This is a genomic window from Novosphingobium resinovorum (genome assembly GCF_001742225.1).
Taxonomy (GTDB): Bacteria; Pseudomonadota; Alphaproteobacteria; order Sphingomonadales; family Sphingomonadaceae; genus Novosphingobium; species Novosphingobium resinovorum_A.
In genome coordinates, this window is the sequence record NZ_CP017075.1 from 3,376,402 (window position 1) to 3,397,521 (window position 21,120).

The 21,120-nt window shown below is 67.7% G+C and carries 26 protein-coding genes; 15 read left to right on the forward strand and 11 right to left on the reverse strand.

Features of this window, described 5'->3' with window-relative positions; genetic code table 11:
- The first annotated feature begins 48 nt into the window (after positions 1-48).
- From thrC to BES08_RS15760, 8 genes are all read left to right on the forward strand, one after another.
- The gene (thrC, locus tag BES08_RS15725; protein WP_008831557.1) at positions 49-1,452 is read left to right on the forward strand and encodes a threonine synthase; all 1,404 of its coding nucleotides are present in this window, start codon (positions 49-51) and stop codon (positions 1,450-1,452) included.
- Positions 1,452-2,339, forward strand: a complete 888-nt coding sequence (locus tag BES08_RS15730; protein WP_069708866.1) for a class I SAM-dependent methyltransferase — start codon at positions 1,452-1,454, stop codon at positions 2,337-2,339. Before thrC ends, BES08_RS15730 begins: the two co-directional genes overlap by 1 nt.
- 157 nt (positions 2,340-2,496) lie before the next feature.
- Positions 2,497-2,868 carry a dihydroneopterin aldolase gene (locus BES08_RS15735; protein ID WP_008830633.1) on the forward strand — a complete coding sequence of 124 codons (372 nt, stop codon included), beginning with the start codon at positions 2,497-2,499 and terminating at the stop codon, positions 2,866-2,868.
- Positions 2,865-3,212, forward strand: a complete 348-nt coding sequence (locus tag BES08_RS15740; RefSeq protein ID WP_036529442.1) for a Rossmann fold domain-containing protein — start codon at positions 2,865-2,867, stop codon at positions 3,210-3,212. Before BES08_RS15735 ends, BES08_RS15740 begins: the two co-directional genes overlap by 4 nt.
- On the forward strand, positions 3,209-4,228 hold the full coding sequence (moaA, locus tag BES08_RS15745; RefSeq protein WP_069708867.1) for a GTP 3',8-cyclase MoaA: 1,020 nt from the start codon (positions 3,209-3,211) through the stop codon (positions 4,226-4,228). The genes BES08_RS15740 and moaA overlap by 4 nt, the downstream gene beginning before the upstream one ends.
- A 1-nt stretch (position 4,229) precedes the next feature.
- Positions 4,230-4,484 (forward strand): MoaD/ThiS family protein, encoded by a 255-nt coding sequence (locus BES08_RS15750; RefSeq protein WP_069708868.1) that lies wholly within the window; start codon positions 4,230-4,232, stop codon positions 4,482-4,484.
- A 1-nt stretch (position 4,485) separates the two neighbouring features.
- Positions 4,486-4,926 (forward strand): molybdenum cofactor biosynthesis protein MoaE, encoded by a 441-nt coding sequence (locus tag BES08_RS15755; protein ID WP_069708869.1) that lies wholly within the window; start codon positions 4,486-4,488, stop codon positions 4,924-4,926.
- A gap of 124 nt (positions 4,927-5,050) precedes the next feature.
- Complete coding sequence (locus BES08_RS15760) at positions 5,051-5,482, forward strand: hypothetical protein (RefSeq protein ID WP_069708870.1); 432 nt, start codon at positions 5,051-5,053, stop codon at positions 5,480-5,482.
- A gap of 109 nt (positions 5,483-5,591) precedes the next feature.
- Here the strand turns inward: BES08_RS15760 and BES08_RS15765 are convergent, their stop codons facing one another.
- From BES08_RS15765 to BES08_RS15780, 4 genes are all read right to left on the reverse strand, one after another.
- A complete protein-coding gene (locus BES08_RS15765; protein ID WP_008830639.1) occupies positions 5,592-6,299 on the reverse strand; it encodes an HPP family protein in 708 nt (235 codons plus the stop codon).
- A 16-nt stretch (positions 6,300-6,315) separates the two neighbouring features.
- Positions 6,316-6,648 (reverse strand): hypothetical protein, encoded by a 333-nt coding sequence (locus tag BES08_RS15770; protein WP_069708871.1) that lies wholly within the window; start codon positions 6,646-6,648, stop codon positions 6,316-6,318.
- Positions 6,649-6,792: 144 nt separating this feature from the next.
- Positions 6,793-7,371 (reverse strand): nitroreductase family protein, encoded by a 579-nt coding sequence (locus BES08_RS15775; RefSeq protein WP_008830641.1) that lies wholly within the window; start codon positions 7,369-7,371, stop codon positions 6,793-6,795.
- A gap of 84 nt (positions 7,372-7,455) precedes the next feature.
- Positions 7,456-8,154: a pirin family protein gene (locus tag BES08_RS15780; protein WP_008830642.1), complete on the reverse strand. Its 699-nt coding sequence runs from the start codon at positions 8,152-8,154 to the stop codon at positions 7,456-7,458.
- A 115-nt stretch (positions 8,155-8,269) separates the two neighbouring features.
- Between BES08_RS15780 and BES08_RS15785 the strand changes: the two genes are divergently transcribed.
- A complete protein-coding gene (locus BES08_RS15785) occupies positions 8,270-9,184 on the forward strand; it encodes a LysR family transcriptional regulator (protein WP_008830643.1) in 915 nt (304 codons plus the stop codon).
- Between the two features lie 40 nt (positions 9,185-9,224).
- A complete protein-coding gene (gene ygfZ / locus BES08_RS15790; protein WP_008830644.1) occupies positions 9,225-9,974 on the forward strand; it encodes a CAF17-like 4Fe-4S cluster assembly/insertion protein YgfZ in 750 nt (249 codons plus the stop codon).
- 22 nt (positions 9,975-9,996) lie between these two features.
- Here the strand turns inward: ygfZ and BES08_RS15795 are convergent, their stop codons facing one another.
- The 4 genes from BES08_RS15795 to rplU all read right to left on the reverse strand — a co-directional run bounded on the left by BES08_RS15795 (position 9,997) and on the right by rplU (position 12,182).
- Entirely contained in the window at positions 9,997-10,560 is a 564-nt protein-coding gene (locus BES08_RS15795) for a GNAT family N-acetyltransferase (RefSeq protein WP_008830645.1), read from the reverse strand.
- Between the two features lie 188 nt (positions 10,561-10,748).
- Complete coding sequence (locus tag BES08_RS15800; RefSeq protein WP_069708872.1) at positions 10,749-11,309, reverse strand: GNAT family N-acetyltransferase; 561 nt, start codon at positions 11,307-11,309, stop codon at positions 10,749-10,751.
- A 282-nt stretch (positions 11,310-11,591) separates the two neighbouring features.
- Entirely contained in the window at positions 11,592-11,861 is a 270-nt protein-coding gene (rpmA, locus tag BES08_RS15805; RefSeq protein ID WP_008828936.1) for a 50S ribosomal protein L27, read from the reverse strand.
- A gap of 24 nt (positions 11,862-11,885) precedes the next feature.
- Positions 11,886-12,182, reverse strand: coding sequence for a 50S ribosomal protein L21 (rplU, locus tag BES08_RS15810; RefSeq protein WP_008828935.1), 297 nt, complete (start codon positions 12,180-12,182; stop codon positions 11,886-11,888).
- Positions 12,183-12,454: 272 nt separating this feature from the next.
- Here rplU and BES08_RS15815 point away from each other — a divergent pair, with 272 nt between their 5' ends.
- Positions 12,455-12,976 carry a hypothetical protein gene (locus tag BES08_RS15815; protein ID WP_231958055.1) on the forward strand — a complete coding sequence of 174 codons (522 nt, stop codon included), beginning with the start codon at positions 12,455-12,457 and terminating at the stop codon, positions 12,974-12,976.
- Between the two features lie 91 nt (positions 12,977-13,067).
- The gene (locus BES08_RS15820) at positions 13,068-14,393 is read left to right on the forward strand and encodes a dihydroorotase (protein ID WP_069708873.1); all 1,326 of its coding nucleotides are present in this window, start codon (positions 13,068-13,070) and stop codon (positions 14,391-14,393) included.
- An 84-nt stretch (positions 14,394-14,477) separates the two neighbouring features.
- Here BES08_RS15820 and rarD read toward each other — a convergent pair whose 3' ends face one another.
- On the reverse strand, positions 14,478-15,392 hold the full coding sequence (gene rarD / locus BES08_RS15825; RefSeq protein WP_083274703.1) for an EamA family transporter RarD: 915 nt from the start codon (positions 15,390-15,392) through the stop codon (positions 14,478-14,480).
- 221 nt (positions 15,393-15,613) lie between these two features.
- Between rarD and BES08_RS15830 the strand changes: the two genes are divergently transcribed.
- Both BES08_RS15830 and BES08_RS15835 read left to right on the forward strand, forming a co-directional pair.
- Entirely contained in the window at positions 15,614-16,054 is a 441-nt protein-coding gene (locus BES08_RS15830) for a glycine zipper 2TM domain-containing protein (protein WP_008828931.1), read from the forward strand.
- A gap of 283 nt (positions 16,055-16,337) precedes the next feature.
- Entirely contained in the window at positions 16,338-17,051 is a 714-nt protein-coding gene (locus tag BES08_RS15835; RefSeq protein ID WP_008828930.1) for a hypothetical protein, read from the forward strand.
- A 143-nt stretch (positions 17,052-17,194) separates the two neighbouring features.
- Here BES08_RS15835 and BES08_RS15840 read toward each other — a convergent pair whose 3' ends face one another.
- Entirely contained in the window at positions 17,195-18,640 is a 1,446-nt protein-coding gene (locus BES08_RS15840) for a succinylglutamate-semialdehyde dehydrogenase (RefSeq protein ID WP_069708874.1), read from the reverse strand.
- A 113-nt stretch (positions 18,641-18,753) separates the two neighbouring features.
- A complete protein-coding gene (locus tag BES08_RS15845) occupies positions 18,754-20,151 on the reverse strand; it encodes a protein adenylyltransferase SelO family protein (RefSeq protein ID WP_069708875.1) in 1,398 nt (465 codons plus the stop codon).
- 76 nt (positions 20,152-20,227) lie between these two features.
- Here BES08_RS15845 and BES08_RS15850 point away from each other — a divergent pair, with 76 nt between their 5' ends.
- Positions 20,228-21,106 carry an alpha/beta fold hydrolase gene (locus tag BES08_RS15850; RefSeq protein WP_008828927.1) on the forward strand — a complete coding sequence of 293 codons (879 nt, stop codon included), beginning with the start codon at positions 20,228-20,230 and terminating at the stop codon, positions 21,104-21,106.
- The last annotated feature ends 14 nt before the right edge of the window (positions 21,107-21,120 follow it).

A 21,120-nucleotide genomic window follows, 5' to 3' on the forward strand; every position in this document is an offset into this window, starting at 1 on the left:
ACCCTTCACGCTCTTTTCATTTCCCGCCTTCACGGCTAACCGCGCCCGATGGACTATATCAGCACCCGCGGCAGCGCTCCGGCGCTTGATTTCGAAGGCGCGACGCTTGCCGGCCTCGCATCGGATGGTGGCCTTTACGTTCCGCGTGAGTGGCCGCGTTTCTCGGCCGAGGAAATCGCGAGCTGGGCGGGGCTTCCTTATGCCGAGCTGGCCGCCAAGGTCATGGCGCCGTTCGTCGCGGGCAGCCTCACCGAAGAGCGCCTGCTGGAGCTGACCACGGCAGCTTACGGCCGTTTCGCGCATGACGGCGTAACGCCGCTCAAGCAGCTCGATTCGCAGCAGTGGTTGCTTGAGCTGTTCCATGGCCCGACGCTGGCGTTCAAGGACGTGGCGCTGCAGTTGCTGGGCCTGCTGTTCGAGGAGTTCCTTGGCCGTTCGGATCGCAACCTGACGATCGTGGGCGCAACCTCGGGTGATACCGGGTCGGCGGCGATTGACGCGGTTGCGGGGCGTGCGAAGGTGGACATCTTCATGCTCCACCCCAAGGGCCGCGTTTCGGACGTGCAGCGCCGCCAGATGACGACGGTGCTGGCGCCCAACGTGCACAACATCGCGCTGGAGCACGCCAACTTCGACGACGCGCAGGCGATCGTGAAGCGCGTATTCAACGACAAGGGCATGACCGATCGCTTCGCCATCGGCGCGGTGAACTCGATCAACTGGGCGCGCCTGATGGCGCAGGTGGTGTATTACTTCGCGGCCGGGCTGCAGTTGGGTGCACCGCATCGCAAGGTGGCGTTCTCGGTGCCGACGGGCAACTTCGGCGACGTTTTCGCGGGCTATGTGGCGGCGCAGATGGGTCTGCCGGTCGAGAGGCTGATCGTCGCGACCAACGTGAACGACATTCTCCACCGCGCGTTGGCCGAGGGTGATTACTCGCAGGGGACGGTGACGCCGACCGCCGCGCCGTCGATGGACATTCAGGTGTCCTCGAACTTCGAGCGCCTGCTGTTCGACCTCGGCGGCCGCGACGGCAAGGCTCTGGCCGAGCAGATGGCCGGGTTCGAGGCTACCAAGGCGATGCAGCTGACCAACGCGCAGCGTGAGGGCGCATCGGCGCTGTTCTCGTCGGCGCGCGCCGATGCGGACGAAATGGCATCGACCATCCGCTGGGCTTACGAGGCGACCGGCGAACTGATCGACCCGCACACCGCCTGCGGTCTTTTCGCCGCGCGCACGGCGGGCATCGACGCGAGCGTGCCGGTCGTCACGCTGGCGACCGCGCACCCCGCCAAGTTCCCCGAGGCCGTCGAGCGCGCCACCGGCCAGCGCCCGACCCTGCCGACCCGCGTGGGCGACCTGTTCGAGCGTGAGGAAAAGTACGAAACGCTGCCCGGCACCTTCGAGGCCGTGACCGAATTCGTGGCGGCGCACGCCAGCCCGAAAGTCTGATGGCTGAGCTTGTCACAGAGCCGCTGATCCTCGCCGGAGAGGGTTGGGCGGATTACGGCCTCGTCGATTCGGGCCACGGACGCAAGCTGGAGCGCTACGGCGACTACCGCTTCGTGCGCCCCGAACCGCAGGCGATGTGGACTCCGCGGAGCGAGCATTGGGACGCCCATGGCGAGTTCGTGCCTGGTTCGGACGAGGACGGCGGTGGCCGCTGGCAGTTCGACAAGGCCGTGCCGCGCGATGGCTGGCCGCTGGCGTGGAACGAAGTTTCGTTCACCGCGCAGTGCACCCCGTTCCGTCATCTCGGCTTCTTCCCGGACATGGCGCCGGTGTGGGACTGGATGCGCGGGATGCTGGCCGGGCGCACCGATGCCAGCACGATGAACCTGTTCGGCTATACCGGCGTCGGCACTCTTGCGCTGTCGGCCCATGGCCCGGTGACGCATGTGGATGCGTCCAAGAAGTCCGTCGCGCAGGCGCGCGAGAACGCCGCTCTGGCGGGGCTGCAGGACCGCCCGGTGCGCTGGATGATCGACGACGCGGCCAAGTTCGCCGCGCGCGAAGTCCGGCGTGAGAAGCGTTACGACGGCATCATCCTCGACCCGCCCAAGTTCGGGCGCGGCCCCACCGGCGAGACCTGGCGTCTGGAAGAGCACCTTCCGGGGCTTCTCGCCGATTGCCGCAAGCTGCTCGATGCCGACAGCCGGTTCCTGTTCCTGACGGTCTATGCGGTGCGCATGTCTTCGCTGGCGCTGGCCGGGCTGATGGACGAGCTGTTCGCCGGACTTCCCGGGAAGATCGAGCATGGCGACCTGTCGGTGCGGGAAGATGGCGAGGGGCGGTTGCTGCCGACCGCGATCTTCGCGCGCTGGTCGAACCCGGCGTAAGGCCCACCCCTGCCCCCTCCCGCAGGCGGGAGGGGAATGAGAGCACAGCCCTGCGCCCTCCTGCATGCGGGAGGGCCGGGAGGCTTGGCCCGCAGGGCCTAGCCGGACGGGGTGGGCATTCCCATCCGCGCCGCCATCCCCTAAAGGCGCCCACATCATGGCCGATTCGCTGATCCTTGAAGTCGCCGATTTCGAGCAGGATGTCCTCACCGGCATCTACTCGGAGGAAACCGGCAAGCCGCAGCCCCTGCGTTTCACCATCACGGTGAAGCTGCGGCCTGCGGACCACTACGCCCCTGACACGCCGCTGACGGCGAGCAAGAACTACATGGACCTCAAGTTCGCGGCGTCCGAAGCGCTGCCGCAGGGTGTCCATTTCAAGCTGATCGAGGCGGTCGCCGACCACGTCTGTGAGACGCTGTTCCTGCAGGACGAGCGGGTCGAGGCGGTGACGGTGAAGATCGTCAAGCTGGCGCTCACCGAGGTCAACGAACTGATCGGCATGACCCTGACGCGGGAACGTCGTTGAACGAGTTGCTCCATCTCGGGCCGCTGTCGGACGACGCGCTCGAGGCTGCGGCCGATTTCCATGCCCGCCTGCTGCCCGGGATCGAGGCGACGCTGTCGGGCGGCGCCGATCCGCTGACGCTGGTTTTCCTGCCCGCGAATCACGAGCACCGCGCCTGGCGCCTTGCCGCCGTGCAGGGCCTTGCCCGCCGCTTCGCACCTTCGCGGGTCAATGCGGTAGAGAGCGATGAGCGGGAGGCTGTGGCGGCGGCGCAACGCTGGCTCGATGGTGCAGGCGGTGTGACGGGACAATTACTACCGCTCAATGGCAAGGGCGCGGGCGGAGTGCTATATCCGTCCGAATGAGCACGTCGCAGCCCCTCGTCGACCAGTTCCAGCGCAGGATCACGTACCTGCGCCTGTCGGTGACCGACCGCTGCGACTTGCGCTGCGCCTACTGCATGCCGGAGCGGATGACGTTCCTTCCCAAGAAGGACGTGCTGACGCTCGACGAGATGCACGACCTTGCCCTCGGCTTCATCGCACGCGGTATCACCAAATTGCGGCTGACCGGCGGCGAACCGCTGGTCCGGCGCGACATGATCGACCTCGTCCGGGCGCTCGGCCGCCGGATCGGCGCGGCTGACGGGCAGGGTGGGCTGGAAGAGTTGACCCTCACCACCAATGGCACCCGCCTTGCCGAATTCGCCGACGATCTGCGCGCGGCGGGGGTGCGGCGGATCAACGTCTCGCTCGATACCCTCGACCGCGAGGCTTTCGCGCGGCTGACCCGGCGCGATTCGCTGCCGCAGGTGCTGGAGGGGCTGGCGGCGGCGAAGGCGTCGGGCCTGAAGGTCAAGCTCAACACGGTGGCGCTCAAGGGCATCAACGAGCACGAGATCGCCGATATCGTCGCCTGGGCGCACGGGCAGGGCTTCGAGGCGACGCTGATCGAGGTCATGCCGCTGGGCGAAGTGGAGGAAGACCGCTTCGACCACTACCTGCCGCTCGTCGCGGTGCAGGAGGATCTGGCCCGGCGCTGGACGCTTGCGCCGAGCGGGCACCGCACCGGCGGCCCGGCGCGTTACTGGGACGTCGCGGAAACCGGCGGACGGCTCGGCCTGATCACCCCGCTGACAAACAACTTCTGCGAGGGCTGCAACCGCATCCGCGTCACCGCGACGGGGCAGCTCTATGCCTGCCTCGGCGGCAACGAGCAGGTGGACCTGCGCGCGGCGCTGCGTTCGGACGATCCGCAAGGCGCCTTGTCGGCGGCGCTGGACACGGCGATGCGGATCAAGCCTGAGCGCCATCACTTCGCGATCGACGGACGCGGCGAGGCGCCTGCGCTGGCGCGTCACATGTCGATGACGGGTGGGTGATATGAGCGCGAAACTGGTGTTCCTCGGACGGCTTGAGGAGCTGGCGGGGACGGATGGCATCAGCGTCGATGTGCCGCTCGGCTGGGCGGGGCTGCTCGCTCACCTCTCCGAGCATTGCGCGCCCGAACTGGTCGAGACCGTCGCCGGTGTCCGGGTGAAAGTGGCGCTCAACGGCGCGCTGATCGCCGAAAAGGGCGGCGTGGTGCTGGCGGATGGCGACGAACTGGCCTTCCTGCCGCCGGTTTCGGGTGGCTGACATGTCCGACGTTCGCCTGCTGACGTCCGGCTTCGATCCGGCAGCGGAACTGAGCGCCTTCACCGCCGCGCACCCGCAAGCGGGCGGGATCGTCAGCTTCCTTGGGCAAGTGCGTGAGGGCGCGGGCTGCGAGGCGCTGGAACTGCGGCACTATAACCCGCTGACGCTGCCCGCGATGCAAGATCTGGCGACGCGCGTGCGCGGGCGCTGGGCGCTTGACGGGCTGCTGGTGATCCACCGCAGCGGGGTGATGCTCCCGGCCGAGCCGATCGTGCTTGTTGCCGCCGCTGCCCGGCACCGGCGCGATGCCTTTGCGGCGGCGGACTTCGCGATGGACCACCTCAAGAGCGAATCGTGGTTCTGGAAGCGCGAGAAGACCGGCGGCCAATGGCGCTGGATCGAACCGCGGGAGCAGGACTTCGAGGATATCGCGCGCTGGTGACCCCGTCGTCCCGGATAAAGTCCAGGACGACGAAATTTCTTCTCTCCGGCGGGGGTTTTGACCCGCATCAACGAATCATGGCGCGAAGGCGCGCATATGCCGATCACCCAAGGAGATCAGCATCATGTCCCAACGTCTTACCCGGCAGCAGCTTCAGGGTCTGGCTACGGTCACGGCCGTTCCCGCCCGCACGCCAATGCATTTTGGAGTTGACCGCAGCTTCGGCCTGCCGACCGGCTTCTATGTCGCCACGGTCGCGCTCTACCTCGCCTTCATCGGTGTCATGGCCGCCACGTTCATGAACCCGGAACTGGCCATCCCGATGGGCATCTTCGCCGGGTTCGTCCTCATGGCGTTCGGGCTGGCCGGGTACTGGGTGAAGATGAAACCCCACAACGATGCCGCCGCGCCAACATGGGGCCAGCTTGCCGCACGCGGCATCGACACTCTGAACGGAAGGCTCACGGCGGGCGAAGCGGCCGTCCAGGTTCTCACGCTACCCGTGCTGATCCTGTGCTGGGGCCTGGCGGTCGCGATCATCGTCGCCTTCACCTGACGCGGGGCCTGCCTGAATCTGGTTCACCGGGCTGGGAGCCCTTCAGGCAGACTGCGTCGGAACGTTCGGGGAGTCCCACCCTTCTGGCCGGGGGGTGGGACTTTTCGCGTCAGGACGCCCGGCGTCGCAGCACCGCCTGCACGAAGGCGTCGAGATCATCGACGTCCACGTCGAGTACTTCGTCCCATTCCTCCAGCACCGCGACGACGTCCTCACGCGTGGAGACGGGAACCGGCGGGGGCGGCGCGACATGCGGCCAGGCATGACCGGTGAAGTTGTTGTAAAGCCAGCCGAAGCTGCACAGCACCAGCACGTTGGCGCCGATCGGGATCATCAGCGTCGCGTCCCACGGCACCTGCCCGCCCGCGCCGAGCGCGCAGAGCAGGGCGCAGGCACCGCCCGGCGGATGGAGGCAGCGGGCCACCGACATCGCCGCGATGGCAAGCCCCACCGCGATGCTCCCGCCCAGCCACGGATTGCCGATCAGGTGCCCGATCGAAATGCCGATCGCGGCCGAGAGCAGGTCTCCGCCGATCACCGACCACGGCTGCGCGAGAGGGCTCGCCGGAACGCAGAACACCAGCACCGCCGAGGCGCCCAGCGGCGCGACGAGGAAGGGCAGGGCGTGGGCCTGATGGCCGCCGAGCAGGGCCCATGTCGCGAAGCCGGAAAGCGCGATCCCCAGCGCCGCGCCGATCGCGCCGCGCGCCCAGCCCAGACGGCCGAGGGCGTGGAGGCGCAGGGAATGAATGTGCCGGACCATGGCGGCGCTATGGCGCAGAGCGGTGCGGGTGACGAGCCCGGATTTGCCTCGCATTGCGATAGGCGGGCTATCAGAACTTCAGCTTGTAGCGCACCATCGCCCGGTTGCTGACTTGGCCGCTGCCCAGCGTCGCCGAATCAAGCTCGACGCCGAGCGAGGAGTTTTCGCTCAGGCCCATCTGCGCGCGGGGCAGGCCGTCCGGCGTTTCGTAAGTATCGGGAAGCGGACGCAGGCGCTCCTTTTCCGGGTTGGTCGCGCAGACGACGATTTCTCCGGGGCGGCCGACCGGGCAGCGCGGCTTGACGGCATGGAGATCGACCGTCCCGTCCTGCGGCATCTGCGCAAGGTCGAACAGCGGCGCTGCGATCGCGGGCGGTTCGGGCGGGAGGTCGGCGATCGGCATGGAGAGCAGGAGGCCGTGCGATCAAGGCGATTTCAGGGCGGCTGGAAGATCATTGGGCGAATCAAAAAGCCCGGCCCTCCGTTGGGAGGACCGGGCCGATGAGCGCCCGCACTGGAGGGGGGAGGGGTGCGGGCGCCGAAAGGATCAGGCGAACTTGCCGGCCTTGGCGATCTCGGCCAGCGGCTTGCGGTCGCTGGCGACTTCGCGCTCCTGCAGGAAGTCGGGCAGGACCGACTTGTCACCCTGCTTGCCGATGGCGAAGGCGGCTTCGAGGCGATGGTCTTCCGGGATGCCGAGCGCGGCTTCGGCCTCGCCGAACTTCAGGCCGGTCATGCCGTGGGTGTGGTAGCCCAGCGCCTGCGCCTGGATCGCGGCGAGCACCCAGGCGGCGCCGGCGTCGAAGCTGTGGCTGTGGTTCTCGAAAGTGCCCTTGTCCGAGCGCGAGAACTTGTCGGAGACGACATAGACGATCGCCGAGGCTTCCTTGGCCCAGCCGGCGTTGAAGTCGATCAGGCCCGACAGGAACAGGTCCCAGTTCGCGTCGCCCTTCTTGGCGTAGAGGAAGGTCCAGGGCTGCACGTTGTAGGCCGAGGGCGCCCAGCCACCGGCTTCGAGGATCGCGTCGAGGTCTTCCTGCGGCATCTCGCTGCCGTCGAAGGCGCGGGGGCTCCAGCGGTCGACGATGAGCTTCTCGATCTTGGGATTGGCGATACGTCCGGTCATCGAAATATGTCCTTGTCTGCTAAGGGCTTAGGGAGAGTGCGCAAGCAGGGGGGCAATCCTTTCGAATCACCCCCCTGCGCTATGTCAGGCTGCGTCCACCAGCACCAGTTCCGCGTCTTCGAGAGCGGTCACGGTGATCGTGTCGAGCCCGGTGATGGCCACGCCGTCGCGGGCATTGGCTTCCACGTCACCGACCCGGATGCGGCCGGTGGCGGGGACGAGGTAGCTGTGGCGCGCGGCGTCGGTGGCGTAAGTCACCGTGTCGCCCGCCTTCACCGTCGCGCCCAGCACGCGCGCCTCGGCGTTGATGTGGAGGGCGTCGTCGTCCCCGGCGATGCCGCTTGCCAAGGTCACGAACTGGCCCGAACGGTCCTCCTTGGGGAAAGGACGGGCGCCCCAGCTCGGCTGCTCGCCGCGGCGGTCTGGGATGATCCAGATCTGGAACAGCGTCGTCGCCTCGTCCTCGAGGTTGTACTCCGAGTGCTGGATGCCGGTGCCGGCGCTCATCACCTGGACGTCGCCCGCGCCGGTGCGGCCGGTGTTGCCCAGGCTGTCCTTGTGCGTGATCGCGCCGGTGCGGACATAAGTGACGATCTCCATGTCGCGGTGCGGGTGCGGCGGGAAGCCGGACCTGGCGGCGATGGTGTCGTCGTTCCAGACCCGCAGGCGCCCCCAGTTGGTGCGCGCCGGATCATGGTAGTCGGCGAAGGAGAAATGGTGGCGGGCATCGAGCCATCCGTGATTGGCGGCGCCGATGCTCTCGAAGGGACGCAGTTCGATCATGGGGCACTCCTTTGTATGCGTTAGGTGCCGTTAAGGCCCTGTTGAGTGCCATGTAGCCCTTGCGTGGCTATCGCGAAATTGTGATAAACTCGGCTGAATTATTCAGGAAAGTTGAATGGTCGACGTCGTTCCGCCCAGTCTCGATCACTTGCGGTGCTTTCTGGCCGTGGTGGAAGAGGGCAGTTTCAATGCAGCCGCCAGGCGACTTGGGCGCGCGATTTCGGTGGTCAGCTACGCCATCGCCCAGCTCGAAAGCCAGCTCGACGTGCGCCTGTTCGACCGCGAAGGCTCGCGCCGTCCGCAGCTGACCGAGGCCGGTCGTGCGCTGTTGTCCGAGGCGCACGCGATCTCCGACGACGTCGACGCCCTGCTCGCCAAGGTCCGCAGTCTGCGGCAGGGGCTGGAGGCGGAGCTGTCGCTGGCGGTGGACGTGATGGTGCCGGGCAACGTGCTCGCCCGCCTGTTGCGCGACTTTCAGGTGCGTTTTCCGACGGTTCCGCTGCGCCTCCACATTGAGGCGCTGGGCGCTGTCGCCGCGCTGGTGCTCGACGGGCGCGCAACGCTGGGTATCGCCGGGCCGGACATCATGGACCTTGCGGAGATCGAGCGCGAGACGATCGGCTCGGTCGAGATGGTTCCCGTCGCCGCCCCCGACCACGCCCTCGCCAAGTTCGAGCGGATCGAGCCGGGCGAGACGCGCAAGCACCTGCAACTTGTCCTGACCGACCGTTCGCCGCTGACGGAGGGGCGCGATTTCTCCGTGTTCAGCCCGCGCTCGTGGCGTCTGGCGGACCTCGGCGCCAAACATGCGCTGCTCAAGGAGGGCATCGGCTGGGGCTCGATGCCGCGCCATGCCGTGAGGGCGGACCTGGAGGCAGGCACCCTCGTGGAACTGAAGCTGCCCGAGCGGTCCGCGCTGGATTACGCGCTCGTGGCGCTGTGGCGCAAGGACAGCCGGCCCGGCCCGGCCGCCGTCTGGGTGCTCGACGAAATGCGCGAACGTCTCGCGAAATGTCCATCGACCAAGTGAGGGTCTTGCGGGGCGGTTCGGGCTGCTCCACTTAGGGCGCATGACCGCTACCCGCCTGTTCGACCGCGCCGTGATCCGGCTGTCCCCGCGCCCCGATTCGAATGAGAACGTCGTCGATTTCCTGCAGGGGCTCGTGACCTCGGACGTGGCCGGAACCCTGCCGGTCTGGACGGGGCTGCTGACGCCGCAGGGCAAGGCGCTGTTCGACTTCATCGTCTGGCCGGGCGGCAAGGGGCTGCTCATCGACTGCGAGGCCGAGGTCGCCGACGCGCTGGTGAAGCGCCTGTCGATGTACCGGCTGCGCAAGGCGATCGACATTGCCCGCGACGACCGGCTCGCCGTGCACTGGCGGCCGCACACGGGCGACGGCGCCGCGCCGGACCCGCGCCTCCATGCCCTTGGCGAGCGCTGGGTCGCGGTGGTCGATGCCACCGATCCGGCCGAGGAAGAGACCGGCGCAGACGCCGCCTGGCGCGCCCACCGTCTGGCGCTGCGGGTGCCCGAAGGCCGCGCGGAACTGGGCGATGGCGAAACGCTCTGGCTCGAATGCAACGCGGCGGACCTGCACGGCGTCAGCTTCACCAAGGGCTGCTACGTCGGGCAGGAGAACACCGCGCGCATGAACTGGCGCCAGAAGGTCAACCGCCGCCTCGTGGTGGTGCCACTGGCCCGTTCGGACGAGAAGCGCCGCCGCGCCGCCTACCCCGAACTGGGGCTCGCGGTGGACCACTTGCGGGTGGAGGACATCCCGGCCGACGTCATGCCCAAGTGGATTGCCGCAGAAGCCTGAGGCAACGCACCGGAGCAGCCTGTCAGGCGGCTCCGGCCATCTCCATGCGCGGGCTCAGGCGCCGGTCGAGATCGGCGACGTAGATGCGCGCCGGATGCTCCATCGCCCGCGAGGCGCTGTAGCGCGACCGTACCTGCCCGGTATCGTGGAAGCCGGCGCTTTCCAGCACCTGCTGCGTGCCCCGGCTGTCGGCGAAGTGGCTGGCGATGACCCGCAGATGGCCGAGCGAGCGCGCCTGGTTCACCACCGCGCGCAAGGCCTCTCCGGCATAGCCGCGACCCCGATATCTCGGGACGATCCAGTAGCCGACCTCGATCTCCTTGGCGCCGAGCGCGCTGTCGCTCCGACCCAACCCTATACTTCCGACCAGTTGCGGCCCGCCGGGCGCGCGCAGATACATGAAGAAATGGGGAAGGCGCGGATCTCGCGGCCGGTCCAGATAGATGCGCAGTTCCTCCGCCGAACGGGGCAAAGGAGCCACGCCGACAGTGCGCTGAACGTCATCGTCCGAAAGAGCCTCGACAAGATCGTCGAAGTCTTCCGGCCATGCCGGTCTCAAAAACAACCTCTCCGTGCGGACGAACATTCCACGGTTCTCCGTCGTGCTAGTGCCCTGCGACTCGGATCATGCACGCAAGTCGGCGCAGATGCACGCAGTTTGGTGCGAATCCTTCGCGATCAGCGATGAAATCGTCGCAGGCGCCGGTTAACCGGATATGACAACGGCGCCAGGGGATTACCCCTAGCGCCGTTTTCAGTGGTTAATGGGAGGGATCAGGCCGCGCATCGGCGATTCATCGAATCGCCGCCGCCGCAATCGGCCGGGCTCTCGAACACGATCTCGTGCTCGCGCGAGGGACTGGCATAGCCCCGTGCGCGGCTGAAACGCTCGGCGACACGGCCTGTGCGGCTGAAACCGACCTTCTCGAGCACCCGGCCCGATGCGGCATTGTCGACGAAGTGGTGCGCCACGACGCGGTCGTGGCCAAGCGCGCGCGTCAGCGACAACAGGGTGCGGGCGGCCTCGGTCGCATAGCCGCGCCCCTGTTCGTCGGGCGTGATCCAGTAGCCGAGGTTGACCTCGCCATCGAGCATCGACAGGCCGCAGCCGCCGACGATACGGGCACCTTCGGCACCGGGTGCGGTGACGAGGAAGCTGGGAAGGCGGTGATCCTGCGGCTTTTCGACGAAGGCGCGGGCGTCCTCGGCCGTATAGGGCCAGGGCACGCGGGCGAGGTTGCTCACGACGGCTTCATGGCCGATCCGGGTCATCAGCTCGTCGCGATCCTCCGGCCAGGCAGGGCGCAGGAACAGCCTTTCGCTGCGAATGAACATCTTCGTTACTCCAACCCCCGGCGCGCGCTTAGCGGGCCGGCGTGACACTGCAATTACGCCCGTGGTTACAAGGCGGTAATCGCAACAGATCCGAGGGGACGCGCGCCATCGCCGCCGCACCGTGCGCGGTGCAACCCGAAGTCGCCGTGTCGGTTCCCGGACACGCTGGAGGGAGATACGAAAAGAGGGAGACGGGCGGGGCCCTCTCCCTCATTCTGCTGATTCTCCTGGGAGAATCAGCGGGGCCATCCCGTCAGGATGGCCCTTACAGAGACCATCCGATTACTCGGCGGCTTCCGCCATGACGTCTACCGAGACGTACTTGCGGCCCTGCTTGCCGTCGTGGAAGCGCACGCGGCCTTCCGCGAGAGCGAACAGGGTGTGGTCCTTGCCAAGACCGACGTTTACGCCCGGGTACACGCGGGTGCCGCGCTGACGGACGATGATGTTGCCGCCGATCACTTCCTGACCGCCGAACTTCTTGACGCCGAGGCGGCGTCCTGCGGAGTCGCGACCGTTACGCGACGAACCGCCTGCTTTCTTATGTGCCATTGCTGGTTACTCCGAATTCTGGGGTCAGCCGACGGACACGATGCGCAGCAGGGTCATCTGCTGGCGGTGGCCGGCCTTGCGGCGATAGTTGTGGCGGCGGCGCTTCTTGAACACCACGACCTTCTCGCTCTTCGCCTGGGCGATGATCTCGGCGGCGACGGTCACGTTCGCGATGTCCGCGACTTCGCCGTCCTTGCCTGCGAGCAGGATGTCACCCAGGGTGATCTTGTCACCGGCTTCACCAGCCAGCTTCTCGACCGCGATCTTGTCTCCGGCGGCAACCCGGTACTGCTTGCCGCCCGTGCGCACAACTGCGAACATGGTGCCCTTACCTAATCTCAAAAATGCCCGAAACGAGCCGAAACAAACCTGCCCCGGCCGCTCAGGTCCCGAAGGACCATGGAACTTTTCGGGCGACGTGCCGACCGCCCCGCGTGATGCGAGGTGCCGGAAAGATGGGTGCCGTTAGGGTATGGGCCGATTCGTGTCAACCAAGGACTTGGTGGTGACTGGGGCCGTTTCGGCGGTCCAAAGCCTCTCCCGCTTCGCGTCGGCCGTGCTATGGCAGCCTGATGATCTGCGCGAAAGTCCGTTTGACCGCCCCCGCCATCCTGTGCGGCGTTCTTTCCCTCGCCATGACGGCTTGCTCGTCTTCCGGTGGCTATCCCTCGCTGGCGCAGCGCGACGTCGAGCGCGTCAGCGGCACCGCCAGCGCCGCGCCCGGAGATTCGGGGCAGGCTGCTCCGGCGCTGCCCCCAGCGAGCGCCGATCTCGTCACGCGCCTTGCCGGCCTCGTGAAAATCGCGGAGCAGGCGGATCGTCAGTTCCAGTCCAATCGCCCCGCCGCCGAGCGGGCGAGTGCCGCGGCAGGTTCCACCGGCAGCGATTCGTGGAGCGTTGCCAGCGTCGCCCTGGCAAAGCTCGAATCGAGCCGCTCCTCGGGCATGACCGCGCTCGCCGAACTCGACGTTCTTTATGCCGACGCGCGCGACAAGGCGCCGGTCGAGGAAACGCCCGAGGTCAAGGCCATCGCCGACGCCCGCGCGCAAGTCGCCGCGCTGCTCGATGCGCAGGACAAGGTGCTGGCGGGGCTGGCGGGCCGCCTCAGGACCTGACCGGCCGCCTCGACGGGATTGCCTTGAAAGCGGCGGGAGAGGGGCCTAGGTCGGCCTTCTTCGTGAAATTGCCGCAGAAAGGCCGTCCCAGATGACTGCAACCGCACCCGAACTCGTCCTTTCCGGCGGCACCGTCCATACGCCGAGCGGCCCGGTGGTTGCCGACGTCGCGGTGCGTGACGGCAAGATCCTCGGCGTCGGCTCTTACCCGGACGCAGCGAAGCGGATCGACTGCACCGGGCTCGACGTGCTGCCCGGCGTCATCGACAGCCAGGTCCACTTCCGCGAGCCGGGGCTGGAACACAAGGAAGACCTTGAGACCGGCAGCCGCGCGGCGGTGATGGGCGGCATCACGGCGGTGTTCGAGATGCCCAACACCAATCCCAATACCGATACAGAGGAGCGCGTTCTCGACAAGCTGAAGCGCGCGCATCACCGGATGTACTGCGATCACGCGTTCTACGTAGGCGCCACGGCCGACAATGCGGTCGCGCTGGCAGACCTCGAGCGCATTCCCGGTACGGCGGGCGTCAAGATCTTCATGGGCGCCTCGACCGGCAGCCTGCTGGTGGCCGAGGACGAGCAACTCGCCCGCGTGCTGGCCCACGGCCGTCGCCGCGTCGCCATCCATGCCGAGGACGAGGCGCGGATGAACGCGCGCAAGGACCTGCGGGTGGAGGGCGACCCCTCCAGCCACCCGGTATGGCGTGACGACGAAAGCGCGATGCTGGCGACGAAGCGCATCCTGCGCCTCGCCCGCGAGGCGCGCCGCCCGATCCACATCCTTCACATCACCACTCCGGCCGAGCTGGAACTGATCGCGCAGCACCGCGATGTCGCGACCTGCGAAGTGACCCCGCAGCACCTGACCCTGGCGGCCGAGGATGCCTATCCCAGGATCGGCACCTTCGCGCAGATGAACCCGCCGATCCGCTCGGCCGCGCACCGCGACGGGCTGTGGCACTGGCTGCGCGCGGGCGTGCCCGACGTGATCGGCTCCGACCACGCGCCGCACACGCGCGAGGAAAAGGCCAAGACCTATCCGAACAGCCCCTCGGGGATGCCGGGCGTACAGACCCTGCTGCCGCTGATGCTCGACCATGTCGCCAAGGGGCGCATGACGCTGGAGCGGCTGATCGACATGACCTCTTCGGGGGTGCAGCGCGTGTTCGGTCTCGTCGGCAAGGGCCGCATTGCGGTGGGCTATGACGCGGACTTCACCGTGGTCGACCGCAAGGGCACTTTCACGGTGACCGAGGAATGGGGCGAGAGCCGCTGCGGCTGGACGCCTTTCGCCGGGATGGAACTGGAAGGCCGCGTCGTCGGCACCATCGTGCGCGGGCACTCGGCGATGTGGGAAGGCCAGCTCGCCAACGAGGCACAGGGCGAAGCGCTGCGGTTCGCCGGGGCACTCTGAGCCCTTCGACAAGATCAGGGTGAGCGGGGGGTGGTGAAAACTTCCCGGCCCCGCTCAGGCTGAGCTTGTCGAAGCCCCCGCCAATCAGTTCCTGCGAGACAGGATGTCCCAGCAGAATACGCCGACGGCCGCCCAGATGAAGGCGAAGCAGACCAGCTGGATCGGCCTCAGCGGCTCGTGGAAGATGAACACGCTCATCAGGAACAACCCGGTCGGCGTCACGAACTGGATGAAGCCCAGCACCGAGAAGGGCAGGGCGCGCGCGGCGGTGGCGAAGAGCATCAGCGGGATCGCGGTCAGCGGCCCGGCGCAGAGCAGCAGCAGGCTGATCCGCGTCGAGGAGCCCATCGCCAGCCCGCCCGGCGCCTGCATCTGCCACCACATCAGGGCGAGCGCGGGCACGAACAGCACCAGCGTCTCCACCGTCAGGCCCGGCAGCGCGGCCACCGGCGCGAGCTTGCGGGCCAGGCCGTAGCACGCGAAGCTCAGCGCCAGCATCAGGCTGATCCACAAGGTATCGAGAGCGCCCTTCGCCAGCAGCGCCACGCCGATCGTCGCGAGGGCCACGGCGATCCACTGTCGCCGCGTCAGCTTCTCCTTGAGGAAGACCGTCGCCGCAAGGATGTTCATCAGCGGATTGATGTAATAGCCTAGGCTAGCCGCGAGCACGTGGCCCTCCATGATCGCGACGACATAGATGAGCCAGTTCGCGCCGATCAGGAACCCGCTCAGCGCCAGCGTGGCGAGGGTGCGCGGGTTGGTCAGCGCCGCCCGCAGTGCCGGGCCTTGCCGCAACACGGCGACCGCGATGAGGCAGAACGGCAGCGTGCACATCAGGCGCCAGACGACCACCTCGAACGGCGCGACGTCCTTCAACAGCGCGAAGTAGAGCGGGAACAGGCACCAGATGCCGTAGGCGCCGAATGCCGGAAGCAGACCGGAAACGGAAGGCGAGTGCCGGGGCATTTGGCGGGGCATTGTCTCGGGCATCGGCTGCATATCTCTCCCGGCGGTCGGGGGTATCCGCCGTGCATGCCCCTTAGAAGGGCGCCGGAACGGGGGCAACCACTCGCTCCATCGCCTGTGCGCCAACGGCTCGTCGCAAAATCAAATCCTGACAGGCGCGTTGCGGTTCGTTCAGAATCGAAGGCTTAAAGATGAATGTGTAAGGCGGATCGACTCGGATGGCCGGTTCGCTTCCTTAGAAGAGGAGAGTTGAGATGAACGCATTCTTCAAGGCCTCGGCCATCGCCGCAGCCGCTGCCAGCTTGACCGTCGCACTGCCTGCTTCGGCCGCCATCGCCCCTTACGGCAACGGTTTCACCGCGCCGGGCGAGCAGACCTACGAGCATGGCCGCGACCGCTATCGTTACTCGCGCGAGGATTATCGCCGCGGCTACGGCAACCGTGACAGCTATCGCTATCGTGACGACCGTTATCGCGACGACTATCGCCGCAGCTCGTGGCGCGGCAACGACGGCCGTTACTACTGCCGCCGGGGCAACGGCACCACCGGCCTGTTGATCGGCGGTGCGGGCGGCGCGCTGCTGGGCCGCGAGATCGACGGCGGCCGCGACCGGACTGTCGGCACCGTGCTCGGTGCGGCCGCCGGTGCCCTGCTCGGCCGCGAGGTCGATCGCGGCGGATCGCGCTGCCGCTAAGGCATTCGACAGAACAGCTTTCCCCGCACGTACGGCGACTTGCGGGGGAACCGTCCGGGCCTGAACAGCTCGGGCGGGAGGGCGTCCGCATTCGTGCGGGCGCCCTCGTCGTTCGTTTGGAAAATGCCCAGCGGGCCGGTGCCGCGTTTGTAATGCAAGGCGCACCGACCATCCCGAAATGGGACGAGGGGATTCCACCGCTGGCACCTTTGCGACTTTTCGCGTTTTCCTAAGCTATTGCGCGTAGCAGGACCTTGCTGCCGCACCCGAAGGAACCGCGACGATGAAGACTCTGGCCCGAATGACCGTTCTGAGCCTGATGGGCACGATGATGCTTGCAGGCTGCGGCTCGGGCGACAAGCAGCCGGACCCGGCCGATACCGATCCGGCGCTCAATGGCGCGCTCGGCGACCAGATTATGGTCGATCCCGAGATGGCGGGCGATCAGGGCGCGGCTGTCTCCGCCGAAGGGCGCCGGATCACCGTCCCCGCGCAGGACCGCACGCCCGAGGCCATCGCCGCCGCCAAGAAGCAGGCGGCGCAGCTTGCCGGCGGCGCGCTCAAGCCCGCCCCTAGTCCGGCGCAGGGCGGGGGCGCGGCGCTCGCTGCCGGGGCTGCCACTGCCGCGCAAGTCGCTGCGGAGGCGAAGGTCGCCAAGGCGGACTGCTCGGCCAAGGTGCAGTATTCCAACACCTGGGCGGCCAAGCTGCCCGCCGAACTGCCGGTCTATCCGCGCGGGGCGGTGCAGGAAGCGGCCGGGATCGACGGTCAGGGCTGCGCGCTGCGCGTGGTCAACTTCGCGACGCCGGTGAGCGTCAGCGACGTAGTGAGCTTTTATTATACGAAGGCGCTGGGGGCGGGGTACGGCGCGGAGTACAAGATCGACGGTGGAGACAGCGTGCTAGGCGGTAGCAAGGGCGGCAAGGCTTACGTGGTCTACGCGCGCAAGCTGGACAGCGGGCTGACCGAAGTTGACCTCGTTACCAGCGGGAAGTGATTTTAGAAGGGGAAGGCCCACCCCCGACCCCTCCCGCAAGCGGGCGGGGAGAAGCAACGGCACGCCCTCCCGCTTGCGGGAGGGCCGGCAGGCTTATGAGCGAAGCGAATTAGCCGGACGGGGTGGGCCCAAAGCCCAAACCCCTACCGCAACCCCACACCGATCACCGCGCGCGGTTGTTCCATCTCGCCCGAAGCGACCGGATAGGCGCAGTAATCCGCCGCATAGAACCCGGTCGGCCGGTGATTGCCCGAAAGCCCCACCCCGCCCATCGGCGCTGCATGGCTGGGGCCGATCGTCGGCCGGTTCCAGTTGACGATCCCGGCGCGCACGTTGGCCCAGAAGCGGTTGTACTCCTGCGGCGTGCCCCCCACCAGCGATGCGGCGAGGCCATAGCGCGAGGCATTGGCCTGCGCGATCGCCTGGTCGAAGTCCGACACCCGGACCACCTGCAGGATCGGCCCGAACAGCTCGACGTCGGGGCGCTCGGCCATCGCGGTCACGTCGATGATCGCGGGGCTGAGGAAGGGCGCGGTCTCGTGCGTGCGGACGAGGTGCTTGATCGCCCGGCCGCCGTGACTGAGCAGGTAGAGGAAGCTCTCGGTCAACCCGTCGGCGGCGGCATTGTCGATCACCGGTCCCATGAAGGGCGCGGGCTCGTCGAAGGGCGCGCCGACGATCAGGCGGTCGGCGAGCGCCTTCACCTCGGCCATCAGCGCGTCGTACATCGTGTCCTTCACGATCAGGCGGCGCGCGGCGGTGCAGCGCTGGCCGCTGGTGGCAAAGGCGGACTGGACGACGATCGCGGCGGCGTCGGTCAGCTTGGGTGTGTCCCACACGACCATCGCGTTGTTGCCGCCCATCTCCAGCGCCACCATGCGGTCCGGCCGGGCCGCCAGCCTGCGGTTGATGGCGATGCCGTTGGCGGCCGATCCGGTGAACAGGACGCCGTCGATCCCCTCGTGCGCCACGTAAGCTGCACCTTCGGCCGGGCCGCCGGGGGCGAACTGGATCGCGGCGGCCGGAACGCCCGCGCGGTGGAAGCAGCGGGTCAGCATCTCGCCGGTCGCGGGTGCGCGTTCGCTCGGCTTGAAGATCACCGCGTTGCCCGCGATCAGCGCGGGTACGATGTGCGCGTTGGCGAGGTGCGCGGGGTAATTGAAAGGGCTGAGCACCACCAGCACGCCATGCGGCTTGTGGCGCACCGCCATCGCCCCCTGCAGCGCCGAATCGAGGCGACGCTGGGCCGTCCGCTCGGCGTAGGAGCGGATCGAGACCTCGACCTTGGCGATCACCGAATCGACCTCGGCGCGGGCTTCCCACAAGGGCTTGCCGACTTCGCGGGCGATGCAGGTGGCGAGCGCCTCGGCATCCTTGCGCACTTCGTTGGCGAATCGCCGCAGCAGTTCCATGCGGGTGGAGAGCGGTTGGGCCGCCCACGAGGGCCACGCGCGCCGCGCACGCGCGACCGTCTCGTCCACGTCGGCCACCGGGCCGCGCCAGACTTCCGCCCCGGTGGCAGGTTCGTGGGAGACGATCTCCGCCCTGGTATCGGGCCGGCTATCGGCCCTCTGGAGTTGTGCGGTCACGAAATCATCTGGTCCCAACGCGGTGCGGCTGCAGAAATACGGCTAATGACCCGTTAGCTTATAGGGTTCGACATTTCATCCCAATCGCACAGGTATTCCTACCTTGGCGTAAATCATTGGGGTGTAAACGGTGCCTTCCCAAGTTGTTCGCCCAGCCTGCGAATCTGCGCGACTTTGGCGTCCAGTTCGCTCCAGTCGTCATGCGTGTCGATCGCGGCCCAGATGCGTTCGACCTCGTCGATGAGCACGCCCGGAGGGGCGCTTTCCTGCCAGAACGGATCTGCCGTCGCGGCGGCGGGGGCATAGCCGGACAGCAGCGCGCCGAAGTCGTCGGCACCGGCATTGCGGCCACCGCGATGGAGGAAGAAGAACTGCTCAGGCGGCAGGCCGCTCTCGACCATGCTGCGCTCGGCGGCCTGAACCAGCGCCGTGTCGGCCTCCACCCCCCGCGATTCGATGCCGAGGCGCCAGGTGAAGCGGCGGCACAGCGCCTGCTGGTAGAGCGGCCCGAACCGCTCGAGCGCGGCGACCAGCGGCGCGGTTTCGGCCAGCGGGCGCAGCGCGATGGCGAGTTGCTGGCAGTTCCAGAGCAGCGCTTCGGGCTGGCGGCCGAAGGCGTAGAGGCCGGTGCGGTCGAAGTAGGCGGCGGTGAAGCGCGGGTCCCAGCGCGGCGCCCAGCGCCACGGGCCATAGTCGAAGCTCTCGCCCGAGATGTTCATGTTGTCGGTGTTGAGCACGCCGTGGACGAAGCCCGCCACCATCCACGCGGCGGCAAGGTCGGCAAGCCGCTCGACGACCTGGTGAAGCAGGATCACTGCGGGTTCGTCGCGTCCCGGAGCGTCCTCGGGCGGAAGGCTGCCGGGGTAGGTTTCGAGGCTGTAGTCGACCAGTGCGGCCAGATGCGCGGTCTCCTCCAGCACGTAGAGGCGCTGGAAGCTGCCGATGCGGATGTGTCCGTGCGACAGGCGCACCAGCACGGCCGAGCGGGTGGGGGAGGGCTCGTCGCCGCGCCACAGTTCCTCGCCGGTCTCGACGACGGAAAAGGTCTTGCTGGTGTTCACGCCCAGCGCCTCCAGCATCTCGGTGGCAAGGATTTCGCGCACCGCGCCCTTCAGGGTCAGCCTGCCGTCGCCGTCGCGGCTCCAAGGCGTCTGGCCCGAACCCTTGGTCCCGAGGTCGAGCAACCGACCCGCTCCATCGCGCATCTGCGCGAAGAGGAAGCCGCGCCCGTCGCCGAGGTCGGGGTTGTAGTTGCGGAACTGGTGGCCGTGATAGCGCAGCGCCAGCGGCTGCGGCAGATTGCCGGGAAGCGGCTGGAAGTGCCCGAAATGCGCGGTCCAGCGCGCCTCGTCGAAACCGTCGAGGCCCACCGCGGCCGCCCAGCGGTCATTGCGCCAGCGCAATTGATGGCGGGGGAACGCGGCGGCATGGACCGGGTCGCCGATCCATTGGGCGATCGTTTCGATTCGCGGATCGGGAAGATAGGGCGCGGGTTGCGGATCGCTTGGCATCGGGCGATAGTGGGGACCGCCCGGCCCGCTAGCAAGCCGGGTATTTTGTTGAATCTGATGAGGTCGCCGCCCGCGCATGAAGGTTTTCGAAGATCGCTTCTGGTCGAGCCGCGACGGTCTCAAGCTCCATTTCCGCGATTATCCCGGTCCAGCAGAGGGTGAAACCGGCCTGCCGGTGCTGTGCCTCCATGGCCTGACCCGCAACGCGCGCGACTTCGACGTGCTGGCCCCGCGCCTCGCTGCCAATCCCATTAGGGGACGGCGCGTGATCTGCCCTGACCTGCGCGGCCGGGGCGACAGCGAATATGCGAAGGATTCGGCTACCTACACGCCGGTCCAGTACGGCGAGGACGTCCTCGCCCTGATCGAGCAGGAGGGGCTGGAGCGCTTCGTGGTCATCGGCACCTCGCTGGGCGGCCTGATGGCGATGGGGCTGGCGAGCATCATCCCCGACCGGATCGCCGCCGCCGTGGTCAACGACGTCGGCCCGTGGCTGAAACCGGCGGGCCTTGCGCGGATCAAGGACTACGTCGGGCAGGGACGCACCTGGCCCACCTGGGTCCACGCCGCGCGCGGACTGGAGGAAGTGCAGGGCGCCGCGCATCCCGGACAGCCGCTGGATTTCTGGATCGGCATGGCCAAGCGGCTGATGACGGTCGGCGGTAACGGGCGCATCGTCTTCGACTACGACATGAAGATCGCCGAGCCCTTCCTCGCGCTCGACGTCAATGCCCAGCCGGACTTGTGGGCGGTGTGGGACGCGCTGGCGCAAGTGCCGGTGCTGGTGGTGCGCGGTGGACTGTCCGACCTGCTCTCTGCCCAGACGCTGGACGACATGCTGCGCCGCTCGCCGAATGCAGAGGGGCTGACCTTGCCCCACGTCGGCCACGCCCCGACGCTCGACGAGCCCGAATCGGTTGCCGCGATCGAGCGGCTGCTGGCCAGAGCGGCCTGAGCCAGAGACCGGCC